The 12,678-nt window shown below is 61.1% G+C and carries 10 protein-coding genes; 2 read left to right on the plus strand and 8 right to left on the minus strand.

Translation table 11 applies throughout. The features are described from left to right. Positions 1-5: 5 nt before the first annotated feature. The 5 genes from sufD to FHT93_RS02230 all read right to left on the minus strand — a co-directional run bounded on the left by sufD (position 6) and on the right by FHT93_RS02230 (position 5,176). On the minus strand, positions 6-1,280 hold the full coding sequence (gene sufD, locus FHT93_RS02210) for a Fe-S cluster assembly protein SufD (RefSeq protein ID WP_183845983.1): 1,275 nt from the start codon (positions 1,278-1,280) through the stop codon (positions 6-8). 23 nt (positions 1,281-1,303) lie between these two features. Continuing rightward, positions 1,304-2,059, minus strand: coding sequence for a Fe-S cluster assembly ATPase SufC (gene sufC / locus FHT93_RS02215; protein ID WP_183845984.1), 756 nt, complete (start codon positions 2,057-2,059; stop codon positions 1,304-1,306). A gap of 80 nt (positions 2,060-2,139) precedes the next feature. Further along, positions 2,140-2,394, minus strand: coding sequence for a hypothetical protein (locus tag FHT93_RS02220; RefSeq protein WP_183845985.1), 255 nt, complete (start codon positions 2,392-2,394; stop codon positions 2,140-2,142). Between the two features lies 1 nt (position 2,395). Beyond that, positions 2,396-3,865: a Fe-S cluster assembly protein SufB gene (gene sufB, locus FHT93_RS02225; RefSeq protein ID WP_112547717.1), complete on the minus strand. Its 1,470-nt coding sequence runs from the start codon at positions 3,863-3,865 to the stop codon at positions 2,396-2,398. 144 nt (positions 3,866-4,009) lie between these two features. After that, entirely contained in the window at positions 4,010-5,176 is a 1,167-nt protein-coding gene (locus FHT93_RS02230) for a cysteine desulfurase family protein (RefSeq protein WP_113202585.1), read from the minus strand. A gap of 215 nt (positions 5,177-5,391) precedes the next feature. On the opposite strand from FHT93_RS02230, the gene FHT93_RS02235 reads away from it, so the two are divergent. Beyond that, a complete protein-coding gene (locus tag FHT93_RS02235; RefSeq protein WP_025668882.1) occupies positions 5,392-6,069 on the plus strand; it encodes an alpha/beta hydrolase in 678 nt (225 codons plus the stop codon). Here the strand turns inward: FHT93_RS02235 and FHT93_RS02240 are convergent. Next, positions 6,062-6,589: a GNAT family N-acetyltransferase gene (locus FHT93_RS02240; RefSeq protein ID WP_183845986.1), complete on the minus strand. Its 528-nt coding sequence runs from the start codon at positions 6,587-6,589 to the stop codon at positions 6,062-6,064. The two genes, FHT93_RS02235 and FHT93_RS02240, sit on opposite strands and share 8 nt — an antisense overlap. Next, on the minus strand, positions 6,586-7,710 hold the full coding sequence (locus FHT93_RS02245; RefSeq protein ID WP_183845987.1) for an anhydro-N-acetylmuramic acid kinase: 1,125 nt from the start codon (positions 7,708-7,710) through the stop codon (positions 6,586-6,588). The genes FHT93_RS02240 and FHT93_RS02245 overlap by 4 nt, the downstream gene beginning before the upstream one ends. A 120-nt stretch (positions 7,711-7,830) precedes the next feature. Here FHT93_RS02245 and tyrS point away from each other — a divergent pair, with 120 nt between their 5' ends. Further along, complete coding sequence (gene tyrS / locus FHT93_RS02250; RefSeq protein ID WP_112547721.1) at positions 7,831-9,087, plus strand: tyrosine--tRNA ligase; 1,257 nt, start codon at positions 7,831-7,833, stop codon at positions 9,085-9,087. A 126-nt stretch (positions 9,088-9,213) separates the two neighbouring features. Here the strand turns inward: tyrS and FHT93_RS02255 are convergent, their stop codons facing one another. Next, on the minus strand, positions 9,214-12,600 hold the full coding sequence (locus FHT93_RS02255; RefSeq protein WP_183845988.1) for a DUF3971 domain-containing protein: 3,387 nt from the start codon (positions 12,598-12,600) through the stop codon (positions 9,214-9,216). Between the last annotated feature and the right edge of the window lie 78 nt (positions 12,601-12,678).

Here is a 12,678-nt window from a genome sequence, read left to right on the forward strand (position 1 = left end):
TCCGATCAGGCGTGCTTGTCCAGCCAGGCCGAGATGACGCCTTCCAGCGCCTCGACCAGGGCTTCGTCTTCAAGTTCCTCGACAATCTCGGCAACGAAGGCGTTGACCAGCATGGCGCGGGCCTTGTTCTCCGGGATGCCGCGAGCCATCAGGTAGTAGAGATGGTTGTGGTCGATATCGGCAACCGTCGCACCATGGCCGCACTGAACGTCGTCGGCGAAGATTTCGAGCTCGGGCTTGACCGAGAACTCCGCATCATCGGACATCAAGAGCGTGTTGCAGGCCATCTTGGCATCGGTCTTCTGGGCATCGGGCGCAACCCGGATCATGCCCTGGAACACGCCCTTGGCGCGGTCGAAGACGACGTTGCGGATCACTTCCGTCGAGCCGGTATGCGGCACGTTGTGGCCGAGTACCATCGTCACGTCGGTATGCGTGTCGCCGCCGAGCAGGTTGATGCCGCGCAGCGTCAGATCGGCGCCCTCGCCGCTCACCTTGATATTCAGCTCCTGGCGAACAAGCTTGCCGCCGGCATTGATGACGAAGAGCTTCAGCTTTGCGTCAGGGCCGAGATCGATGCGGATCTGGCCAAGATGCGTATCCTCGGAACCCTGCTGCTGCAGGATGATCCAGGTCAGCTCCGTGCCCTGCCCGACCGTGATCTCGCTGACATGCGACACAAGCGCGGCATTGTCGGTCACCGACTGGTGACGCTCAATGACGACACCCTTCACATTCGCGCCAAAGGCAACCGGCAGGCGGGTATGAACGTCGCCGCCAGCATGGATGAACTGGATTTCCAGCGGCTCTTCAAGCTCGGTGCTCTCGGGCACTTCGACGACATAGCCGTCCTTGACGAAGCTGCCATTGATACGGCCGACCGCGTCGTCATTGCCGAGCGCATCAAGGCCTGCAGCGGCAGAACCGTCGATCAGTTTTTCGGAATAGGGAAAAACCTGGACATCGCCAGCCGAAGCCTTGTTGGCTGCCTTGCCCTGGATGACGGACAGAACCGGAGACCCTTCGACCAGCGGCTCCAGCGCTTCCGAACCGGCATCACCGGCCGGAGCCGGAATGTTGCGCAGCAGGTTCTTCAGATCCGTATAGTGCCAGGCCTCGATACGGCGTGTCGGCAGGCCCTGCTTCTTCAAGTCGTCGAGCAGCCGGTCACGCAGCGCGGTGACCGCGCCATTACCCGGCAATTCGCCGATCTTCTCGTTGAAGGCTTCGATCAGCGCCGATTCGGCCGCGGTCAGGCGGCTCGTCGTTTGCATATTCATGGACGTCGTCCTTTCCGCCACGCTCAGGCTGCGGCGCCGATGATATCGGCGTAACCGTTGGCTTCCAGCTCATGAGCGAGCGTCTTGTCGCCGGACTTGATGACCTGGCCCTTGTAGAGAACGTGGACCGTATCGGGCACGATGTAATCGAGCAGGCGCTGGTAGTGGGTGATGACGATAACGGCACGGTCGGGCGAACGCAGCGCGTTGACGCCGTCGGCAACGATCTTCAGCGCGTCGATGTCGAGGCCGGAGTCGGTTTCGTCGAGCACGCACAGCTGCGGCTCGAGCAGCGCCATCTGCAGGATCTCGGCGCGCTTCTTTTCACCGCCGGAGAAGCCGACGTTCAGCGGGCGCTTCAGCATGTCGGTATTGATCTGCAGCTTGGCGGCAGCGTCCTTGACGCGGCGCATGAAATCCGGCGTCGTCAGCTCGTCTTCACCGCGCGCCTTGCGCTGCTCGTTCATCGCAACCTTCAGGAACTGCATGGTGGCGACACCCGGGATTTCGACCGGGTATTGGAAAGCGAGGAAGATGCCCTTGGCCGCACGCTCGGCCGGATCGAACTCGAGAATGCTCTCGCCATTATAAAGGATGTCGCCCTCGGTCACTTCGTAATCTTCACGACCGGACAGCACATAGGAGAGCGTCGACTTGCCGGAGCCGTTCGGACCCATGATGGCGGCCACTTCGCCGGCCTTCACGGTCAGGTTCAGGCCACGGATGATCTCGGTGCCGTCTTCGGCGATGCGGGCATGAAGGTTCTTGATTTCAAGCATCTTTGGTTCCTGCGTTTTGTCTGCGTAGCTCATCGGAGCCTCGCGTAATTTCTAAGGGCATTGACATGTTGTGCTCGGCGCTACCGCCAGAAGACACGAATGACACGGAGAACCGCGGTGGCTATGAGCCAAAGGAATTCAAGAGAACTGGATATCTCCTGAACGATCCCTGACGGCTTTTCCAGTTTTTCCATGCGCTGCCGGAGAAACACATAGGGTCGCCCCGGCGGCCTTTCCGTCTCGTATCTTTGTTCGCGGGGGCCCATCTTCGACAGGATCTCCCCGCGCATATTCGTCAGGCGTTCAAGAATTCGCTTCTTGTCCGCCTCGCTCATGTCAGCCGACCGAGCCTTCCAGCGAGATGCTGATCAGCTTCTGCGCCTCGACGGCGAATTCCATCGGCAGTTCCTGCAGGACTTCCTTGACGAAGCCGTTGACGATCAGCGCGATCGCCGCTTCGGTCGGAATGCCACGCTGCAGGCAGTAGAACAGCTGGTCTTCTGAGATCTTCGAGGTCGTCGCTTCATGCTCGAACTGTGCCGTCGAGTTCTTGGCCTCGATATAGGGCACGGTATGAGCACCGCACTTGTCGCCGATCAAGAGCGAGTCGCACTGCGTAAAGTTGCGGGCGTTCGATGCCTTGCGGTGAGCCGAAACCTGGCCGCGATAGGTGTTCTGCGAAACGCCGGCGGCAATGCCCTTGGAGACGATGCGGCTCGACGTGTTCTTGCCGAGATGGATCATCTTGGTGCCGCTGTCGATCTGCTGATGGCCGTTGGAGACGGCGATCGAGTAGAACTCGCCTCGGGAGTCATCGCCGCGCAGGATGCAGGACGGATATTTCCAGGTGATGGCAGAGCCAGTTTCGACCTGCGTCCAGGAGATCTTCGAACGGTCGCCACGGCAATCGCCGCGCTTGGTGACGAAGTTGTAGATGCCGCCCTTGCCATCCTTGTCGCCCGGATACCAGTTCTGGACGGTCGAATACTTGATCTCGGCATCATCGAGCGCAACAAGCTCGACCACGGCGGCATGCAGCTGGTTTTCATCGCGCTGCGGCGCTGTGCAGCCCTCGAGGTAGGAGACGTAGGCGCCTTCCTCGGCGATGATCAGCGTGCGCTCGAACTGGCCGGTATTCTTCTCGTTGATGCGGAAATAGGTGGAAAGCTCCATCGGGCAACGAACGCCCTTCGGCACGAAGACGAAGGAGCCGTCGGTGAAGACAGCCGAGTTCAGCGTCGCATAATAGTTGTCGGTCGTCGGAACGACGGAGCCGAGATATTTCTGCACGAGATCCGGATGCTCGCGGATGGCTTCGGAGATCGACATGAAGATCACGCCGGCCTTCTTCAGCTCTTCCTTGAAGGTCGTCACGACCGAGACGGAATCGAACACGGCATCGACGGCGATCTTCGGCCTCTCGACGCCGGCGAGGATCTCCTGTTCCTTCAGCGGAATGCCGAGCTTCTCATAGACCTTGAGAATTTCGGGATCGACTTCGTCCAGCGACTTCGGGCCTGGCGTGCTCTTCGGCGCCGCGTAGTAGTGGATCGCGTTGAAATCGATCTTCGGATAGTCGACGCGCGCCCAGGTGGGCTCCTCCATCGTCAGCCAGCGCTTGTAGGCTTCGAGACGCCATTCGAGCATCCATTCCGGCTCCTGCTTCTTGGAGGAGATCAACCGGATGATGTCTTCGGAAAGGCCCTTGGGTGCCTTGTCCATTTCGATGACGGTTTCGAAGCCGTATTTATACTGGTCCACGTCGATCTGGCGGACGCGATCGACTGTTTCCTGGACAGCAGGCATGTCACTCTCCAATCTCGCCGGAGAAAAGGTCCGGCAGCTTGTCAGTGGGGCTATTTTTCTTTGCCCCTGATGTAAGTGGCCAAAAGGGACTTTTCAGCCCTGATGGCAAGTAGAAATTTGCGTTTCCGCAAGATTGTGAGGCGTTCAGGCTGCCTCGCCCGCCAGCTTTCGCCGGGAGGCAATTTTCGCAAAGGCCACAATCGCACGATCCACGTCGTCTTCCGTCGTCGAAAAGCCGAGCGATATGCGCAAGGCCCCGAGCTTCGGATCGCGGCCCATCGCCGTCAGCACATGGCTTTCGCCGACCCTGCCAGAGGAGCAGGCAGACCCCGCCGAAAGCGCCACCCCTTCGAGATCGAAGGCGATCTGGCCGGTCTCTGCCTTCATGGAGGGAAGCGTGAAGAAGATGGTGTTGGCAACGCGCGGACCGTCCGCGCCGTGGATGATGACATCGGGCGCGGCAGCACGCATGCCGGCTTCCAGCCGGTCTCGCAACGCTGCAATTGCCGCATTCCGTTCCTCAAGGTTCTGCAGAGCGGCGTCTGCCGCGGCGCCAAAGCCGATCAGCGCCAGTGAATTCTGTGTCCCCGAGCGGTGACCCTTCTCCTGCCCGCCACCACGGATCAGTGCCTTCGGCATCAGCGCCTCGCCGCGGGCAATCAGTGCGCCGGCACCCTTCGGGCCGCCGATCTTGTGGGAGGATATGATCATGAAATCCGCGCCGATCCGTTCGATCTCGATCGGCAGACGGCCGGCCGCCTGAACGGCATCGACGACGAAGAGCCCGCCATGGGCGCGCACGATCCTGCCCGCCTCTTCGACTGGCTGGATGATGCCCGTCTCGTTGTTGACGAACATGATCGCCACCATCGGCAGGCCGCTCGCCTTGTCGTGAGCGTCGAGAAGAGCGGCCAGCGCCTTCAGATCGACGATGCCGGCGTCAGTGACCGGAATTTCCGTCGTTTTTTCTTTCGGGAAGCGTCCGCCTTCGCGCACGGCCAGATGCTCGACGGCCGAATGATAGAGACGGCCGAGCTTCAGCGGCGTGCGGCCCATGCTGAATTCCGGCGTCAGGACCATATTGGCGGCTTCGGTTGCACCGCTCGTAAAGATCACATTGGCGGAATCAGTGCCTGACAAAAGCGCGATCTTGCGGCGTGCGCCCTCGATGGCGGCACGCGCAGCACGGCCTTCGCCGTGCACGGAATTGGGATTGCCGAAGACATCCACGGCGCGCATGACCGCGTCACGCGCAGCAGGGTGCATCGGCGATGTTGCGTTCCAATCGAGATAAAGGCGTGGCGGCGCCATTGTCTTCGGTCCTGCGCTTGACGAGCTTGCTCGGGCGCGGCGGTGCATTTTTCTTGAAATTTCCGCCGGGCTTGCCGTATGACACGTTCCACGCTGCGTGGATCGCCATGCAAGTTTCGAATTGTTCTAAACTGCGTTTTAGAAAAGCTGACAACCGTCGTCAAGTCATGTTGTCGCCAAACGTAGCGTGAACGCGAAATAAAACCGGAGTACCGATGCCCGAAGTTATTTTCAACGGCCCAGCCGGCCGTCTTGAAGGCCGCTACCAGCCCTCCAAGGAAAAAAGCGCACCGATCGCCGTCATTCTGCACCCGCACCCGCAGTTTGGTGGCACGATGAACAACCAGATCGTCTACCAGCTCTTCTACATGTTCCAGAAGCGCGGCTTTACGACACTGCGCTTCAATTTCCGGGGAATCGGCCGCAGCCAGGGCGAATTCGACCACGGTGCGGGCGAGCTTTCGGATGCCGCCTCCGCTCTCGACTGGGTGCAGAGCCTGCATCCCGATTCGAAGACCTGTTGGGTTGCCGGTTATTCCTTCGGCTCCTGGATCGGCATGCAGCTTCTGATGCGCCGCCCGGAAATCGAAGGTTTCATGTCGATCGCGCCGCAGCCGAACACCTACGACTTCTCGTTCCTGGCACCCTGCCCCTCCTCCGGCCTCATCATCAATGGCGAGGCGGACAAGGTGGCACCTGAAAAGGACGTCAATGGTCTCGTCGAGAAGCTGAAGACCCAGAAGGGTATTTTGATCACCCATCGCACGGTGCCGGGCGCCAACCACTTCTTCAACGGCCAGGTCGATACGCTTATGGCCGAATGCGAGGATTACCTCGACCGCCGCCTGAATGGCGAACTCGTGCCGGAACCGGCCGCCAAGCGCATCAGGTAACGGCTTGCCGCATGGCGGCCGTCATCTCGAATTCTACGCCCTTGACACCTTCGATAAAGATCGGCCCGCGCTCCCGCATGCCGATCTTTTTCAATATGTGCTGCGAGACGAGATTGTCCGGGTGGGTGAAGGCCACGAAATGCGGCGCGATGCCTTCGGCGAAGAACCAGTCCGCGAGCCCCGCTGCGATTTCGCTCGCATATCCCTTGCCCCATTCGCCGGCGTAAAACGCATAGCCCATTTCATATTCGCCGGTATGAAAGAGCGAAATACCGGCTCGCCCGATGAAGCGGCCGTGATCGCGGCTGACGATCTTGTATTTCGTCGTGCCGTCGCGCGCCTGCTCGTCAAAATAGGATCGCAGCCGCTCCTCGCATTTTTCACGTGACCACGGGGCCGCTCCAGACATGTAGCGCGTCGTCTCGATCGTCGAATGCAGGTCCTGGATCAGATCAGCATCGCCGTCTTCCCACATCCGGGCGACAAGGCGCGGTGTTCGGAAAATAACGTCGCCGCTCATCTTTCGGGCTCCGACAGCACGCCGCCGCTCACCGGCTGGCTGACACCTGTGGTGCCGGGATAGGTCAGCGGCAGGCCCTCCAGCGAGCGGACAGCGAGATAGGCCCAGGCTTCAGCCTCCATGGCATCCCCATCGAAGCCGGCCTCTTCGGCGCTCATGACACGAGAGCCGTTCTCGCCGGCCATCTCGGCGAACTCAGCCATGATCGTGCCATTCAGCCGTCCGCCACCGCAAACGATATAGACGGACGGCCAGTCAGGCAGATAACCGGCCGATTTGATGATCGAGCCAGCGGCGACATGCGCCAACGTGCGCGCGCCATCCTCGAGGCTCGCCTCACCGTGCGCCAGTGGCTTGAAATCGCCGCGATCAAGCGAGCGGCGGATATTGCCGCTGAAAAACGGGCTACCGAGGTAGCGCGCGGCGATGTCAGGCACCACCTGCCCGCGCCCGGCGATCTCGCCACCCGGATCGTAAGTCCTGCCCGTGTGCATCTCCACCCACTGGTCGATCAGCGTATTGCCGGGGCCGCTATCGAAGGCAGCGATGCGCCCCTCCGCGCCGATATAGGTGAGGTTTGAAATGCCGCCGATATTGACGAAGCAGACGGCCTGTCCATCCTTCTGGAAGCGGCCGGCGAGCGCCGCGTGGTAAGCAGGCACCAGCGGCGCACCCTGCCCGCCATGCACCATGTCGTTGGCGCGCATGTCATGGACGACGGGGATGCCGGATCGTTCGGCCAGAAGCTTACCATCGCCGATCTGGATGGTCAGCGCATCATCGGGCCGGTGCAGCACGGTCTGGCCGTGGAAGCCCAGCACGTCGATATCGCCCCTGACGAGGCCGAACTTCTCTAGAAATGCCGTAACGGCATCTGCGTGACGCAAGGTCAGTTCGACCTCGATCTCGCGCAGCTCGTCCGGCCGCGCGCCGCGATCGGTCAGCGGGCGCGCCAGATCGAGCGCCCGCTTCAGCCGCTCGCGAAAGCCGCCGTCATAGGCCACGCCCAGAAACGGACCGCGCTCGATGAAGCCTCGTCCGTCTGTCCGGAGCAGTGCCACATCGATGCCGTCCATCGACGTGCCGCTCATCAAGCCGACCGCAGTCCTGACGATATCCATTGCGCCGCGCGCCTTTCATGCGATTCCCGGATGCACTTTTGGAAAAACAGTGCTAAACGCGCCGCGACGGTTCAACAAGCGTCAATCCCATTCCCGTTCGACGTTCAAGAGACGAAGCCCATGCCCGAGTTCAAGTCCGATTTCCTCCGCACGCTGCAAGAGCGCGGCTTCATCCATCAGATCTCTGATGAAAGTGGCCTCGACGATCTCTTCGCCAAGGAAATCGTGACCGCCTATATCGGCTTCGATCCGACCGCGCCCAGCCTGCATGCCGGATCGCTGATACAGATCATGATGTTGCACTGGATGCAGAAGACCGGTCACCGCGCCATCTCGCTGATGGGCGGCGGCACGGGCATGGTCGGCGACCCCTCCTTCAAGGAAGAAGCCCGCCAGCTGATGACCGTCGATACGATCGAAGGCAATATCGCTTCCATCAAGCGCGTCTTCTCGAACTACCTCAATTACGGCGACGGCCCCAAGGACGCGCTGATGATCAACAATGCCGAATGGCTGCGTTCGCTGAACTACCTTGAGTTCCTGCGCGATGTCGGCAAGCATTTCTCGGTCAACCGCATGCTGTCCTTCGACAGCGTCAAGACGCGCCTCGACCGCGAACAGTCGCTTTCCTTCCTGGAATTCAACTACATGATCCTCCAGGCCTACGATTTCGTCGAGCTTGCCAAGCGCTATGATTGCCGCCTGCAGATGGGCGGTTCGGACCAGTGGGGCAACATCGTCAACGGCATCGACCTCGGCCACCGCATGGGGACGAAGCAGCTTTACGCGCTGACCTCGCCGCTGCTGACGACCTCCTCCGGTGCCAAGATGGGCAAGTCGGCCACGGGTGCCGTCTGGCTGAATGCCGACATGCTCTCGGCCTATGACTTCTGGCAGTACTGGCGCAACACGGAAGACGCCGACGTTTCCCGCTTCCTGAAGCTCTACACGACGCTGCCGATGGACGAGGTCGCTCGTCTCTCCGCACTCGGTGGCTCCGAGATCAACGAGGTCAAGAAAATCCTCGCGACCGAGGTCACCGCGATCCTGCACGGCCGCGAAGCTGCCGAACAGGCTGCCGAGACTGCCCGCAAGACGTTCGAAGAAGGCGGTCTCTCCGACAACCTGCCGTCGGTCGAAGTTCCCGCCTCCGAACTCGATGCCGGCATTGGTCTTCTGTCGCTGATCGTCCGCGCCGGTCTTGCCGCCTCGAATGGTGAGGCCCGCCGTCACGTCCAGGGCGGCGCTGTGCGCATCAATGACCAGGCTGTCAGCGACGAGCGCCGGATGATCGGCAGCGGTGAAATCACCGCCGAGGGCGTCATCAAGCTCTCGCTCGGCAAGAAGAAGCACATCCTGATCCGCCGCGCGGCCTGAGCCGCGCAAGCGATACGAAAAGAAAAGCCGGCCGTCGCGCCGGCTTTTTCTTTGCCGCCTGTCAGCATCACGGCGGGTAGAATTTCTCCGTCATGACATTGTCAGGCATCGCTGGTCCCCAGCGGATTACTGGAATTCGAAGATCTGACGGAAGACGCCGGGCGCGATCACCGAGAGCGGATTGATCTGCAGGTTTGGCTGGTCGAATTTTCCGGTCAGCTTGAAGGTGATGCCGATCAGGCCGCGGTCCGAACCATTGCCGAGGATGACCCCGATCAGCGGCAATTCGGCGAAAAGCCGGTTGAGACCGTAAGCCGGCATGAAAGTGCCGGTCATGTCCATATTGCCCTTCCGGTCGCGCACCATTCCCTGGAACGTGGCGCCGATCTGATCGCCGCGCAGCACGCCGTTTTCGATGGAGATCGTCCCGCCGCGCGAGACGACTCGGGCAAAGCCGCGCTGGAAGCGCTGCGAGGAGGTATCGATATCCCGCTTCACGGCTTCGCTGAGACTGCGCTGGTCCGATCCGACCGGTGTGGAGACGATCGACCGCAGGCGCTGTTCGTTGACGATCGAGAAGCGGCGCACGTCGACCGATCCATCCCAGCCGCTGCCTGCGCTGAGGCGGATAGCCAGGTTGAGAAGCCCGCCCTGCATATGCTGGTAAAGATCAGCAAAGCGTGACACGGAGCCGGCATCGCCGCTGGTGATGTTGATGACACCGCCACCCTGCATTCGGCTGACGACCGCCTCGCCGCTGTCGGTGATGCCGGAGAAATTCAGCGATTGCAGCCGGCTGCCGCTCAGGGCGATCTGTGCCTGGAAATTGCCGATCTTCTCGTCATTGAAGCCGATGATGTTCTGCAGCTTTGCCCGCACGCTTACGCTGGTGTCGTCGCTGCCACTACTGTCCGAATCCGATTTCAGCCTGGCGATGATCGGTCGCGCATCGGCGCTGGCGCCGGCTATGGAAATATCGAAGCCGCCTTTGCTGCGCTTCAGTGACAAGCCGAAATCATCGACAGACGACAGCTTCACACTATCGAAATCTGCCGATATCAGGCCGCTCTTGCCGATCATGAGTGCTCCGGTCGCCCCGAAGCCATCGCCCTTCAGGCGGAAATTCTTGACCTGCGTATTGTCAGGCGGGCCTGAAACCTCGAATTCGGCATTGGCAGGAATACCGACACCCTTCGACCAGCCGATCCAGGGAAGATCGAGCGATGCTTTGCCGAGGTCGAGCTGCACGTCCTGCCGGTTTTCGTCCAGCCGTGTCAGCACCAGTTTGACACTGCCGCCGAGGATACTGGACAGGCCAGGCAGCAGCCTGTCGCGCTGGTCGCCGTTGAGTGTTGCCGAAATCACGCGCTGCGGCTCGATGCCGGAAGATTTGTCGACGGGCTCCAGCATGTCGATATCGGCGGAGACGCCATCGATGTCGGCGTTGCCCTTGACCTTTATCTGCTGCGGATCGGCATCGAGCGTGCCGTCAAGATCGGTGATCATACGTCCCGAAAATGGCTTGGCAAGTGCGACATCGGTGAGCTTCATCTGCGCCTGCCATTCGGGCGGCGGCGGGTTCTGCGAGGACAGAAGTCCGAAATGCGCCTTCACATGCGCGTCGATATTGCCCTTGAGGTCGTCAGGCACGAAGCCCGCGCGCTGCAATACCTTGATCGGCTTGTAGGTCAGAAGCTCGCCGACCGCATCCGCTGAACCTGAGACGGAAATGTCGGCGTCCGCCATCAATGGCTTGTCGTAGGTCGATGGCAGCACGAAGGTGCTCGGCTGCAGCGTCACGGAACGCCCCGACGGAAAATAGGAGGTGCCGCTCTTGAGGGAGATGGTCGCCCGCCCGCCCGACAGGTCGAAATGCGCCGCGGTATCACGCACCGGCGGTATCTCGCCGGCGACATTCAGGCGAGTCCCGTCGATGTCGAAGGCAATGCGGAGCTGATTTTCGTCGAGCCGCAGCCCACGGCCTTCTGCCGCCTCGTCCAGGCGCCCTGGCGGGATGTAGACGGAAATGGAGGCATCGGTCACCAAGCCGCCGAAGAGGTTTGCCAGCACCCACACCCGCGCTTTGGACGCCATCCAGAAGGGCCAGAGCTGCTTGATCGCGGTCGTTTGCATCTGCTGCGATTGCCCGGCAAAGCTGATCTCCGGTGATTTCTCGTTCAGCCGGATATGCAGAGCCCCATAGAGGGAGCCAAGCGGCGAGGAAGCCACCATATTCGTGAACTGGAATTCGCGGCCGGCGACGAGATAGCGTCCGGTCGCTTGCAGATCGAAGGACAGCGGCTGCTCGCCGGAATTGGGTGCTGCCGTGCCGCCGCTGATCAGCGCGTCGATGCCGAACCCTTTGCCGGCACTCGGATCGAGCTTGTCGAGATCGATGACCGCGCCGCTGATCGGCAGCACTGTCGGGCCGAGATGGAGCTGCGATTTGGCAATCTCCAATGTCTGCTTGTCGAAGTCATAGGCCAGATTGACTTGCCCATCCGTCAGCTGCTGAGAATCGCCGTCGACATAGATAAGGCCCGGATCGAGCTTGAGAGCGGCATTGAGAAGCGGCTTGGCGCCGTCGGCTGCCCTCACCGCGGAAATGGTGAGATCGCCGAAGGTGTTGAGCCCCTGGCGGATCTCGCCCTGTTCATTGCGCTTCAGCGTAAACGGCGTCAGGTCACCGTGTGATAACGTGGCGATGAGCCGGGTTGCATGCCCGCCCGCCTGCTCGGTGATTACATTGAGATCGGCCGTCTCGCCGTTGATGGAAATCTGGCCGCTCAGCTGCAGCGAGTTCGGCCCGGCATGTTCGAAGGCGAGATTGTCGACGACGAGCGAAAGCGGCCCGTTTGCAGTATCCGCAAGCTTGATATCGATCCCGGAGAAGCGCACGGAATCGGTGGCCCCGCGTTCGATGAAGTTCTCGAACAGGTCGAGATGGGAAAAGATCGTCTCCATTGCCGCCGGGATGGCATCGACGCGCAGATCGTCAAGCTTGATGGGCGCGCTGGATGGAAGCAGCGAGGTGTCGAGGGCGATATCGTCCGCTTCGACCGATGATATGGCGATGCGGCCGCGGAACAGTTGCAGCGGATCGAGCGCCATGCGCATGGAAGCTGTGGTCGAAAGATGCTGACCGCTCTGCTGGTCGATCATGTTGACGTCCCGCGCTTCGAGCGCCAGCCGCATGCCGGAGGTGAAGCGGATGACGGTGGAGCCGACTTCGGCGCGGTATCGCGGCCCGAGCGCGCTGTTCAGCGCCGACTGTGCCTGCTGCGACAGGGGCGCGTCGATGATCCCGCTTTCGATGGTAAAGACGATCGCCGCCAGGATGAGCAGGATGACTGCGCAGAAACCGCCGGTAGCCTTCGCCGTGCCGCGCATGCGGGAGCGCGGCGGCGGGCAATGCACGATAAGAGGATCCTGCACCTGCGCTGAAGGCAGGTTGTGCAAGGCGACGATGTCCTTTTTTCGGAACGTGACCTTTTCGCCGCGGATGGCTGACATGCGCCTTGGGAAACTCCTGAGTTTGGTTTGAATCACTCTGTGCGGGACGCCGTTTCGTCCACTATATACCGGTTCGAT

The sequence above is a fragment of the Rhizobium sp. BK379 genome, assembly GCF_014193955.1.
In the GTDB taxonomy this organism is placed as follows: domain Bacteria; phylum Pseudomonadota; class Alphaproteobacteria; order Rhizobiales; family Rhizobiaceae; genus Rhizobium.

Excerpts from the sequence above, each read along its gene's own strand:
- FHT93_RS02220 (WP_183845985.1), bottom strand. The coding sequence starts at position 2,394 with ATGAGCGAGGCGGACAAGAAGCGAATTCTTGAACGCCTGACGAATATG.
- sufD (WP_183845983.1), bottom strand. The coding sequence starts at position 1,280 with ATGAATATGCAAACGACGAGCCGCCTGACCGCGGCCGAATCGGCGCTG.
- FHT93_RS02230 (WP_113202585.1), bottom strand. The coding sequence starts at position 5,176 with ATGGCGCCGCCACGCCTTTATCTCGATTGGAACGCAACATCGCCGATG.
- tyrS (WP_112547721.1), top strand. The coding sequence starts at position 7,831 with ATGCCCGAGTTCAAGTCCGATTTCCTCCGCACGCTGCAAGAGCGCGGC.
- FHT93_RS02255 (WP_183845988.1), bottom strand. The coding sequence starts at position 12,600 with ATGTCAGCCATCCGCGGCGAAAAGGTCACGTTCCGAAAAAAGGACATC.
- FHT93_RS02245 (WP_183845987.1), bottom strand. The coding sequence starts at position 7,710 with ATGGATATCGTCAGGACTGCGGTCGGCTTGATGAGCGGCACGTCGATG.
- FHT93_RS02240 (WP_183845986.1), bottom strand. The coding sequence starts at position 6,589 with ATGAGCGGCGACGTTATTTTCCGAACACCGCGCCTTGTCGCCCGGATG.
- FHT93_RS02235 (WP_025668882.1), top strand. The coding sequence starts at position 5,392 with ATGCCCGAAGTTATTTTCAACGGCCCAGCCGGCCGTCTTGAAGGCCGC.
- sufC (WP_183845984.1), bottom strand. The coding sequence starts at position 2,059 with ATGCTTGAAATCAAGAACCTTCATGCCCGCATCGCCGAAGACGGCACC.
- sufB (WP_112547717.1), bottom strand. The coding sequence starts at position 3,865 with ATGCCTGCTGTCCAGGAAACAGTCGATCGCGTCCGCCAGATCGACGTG.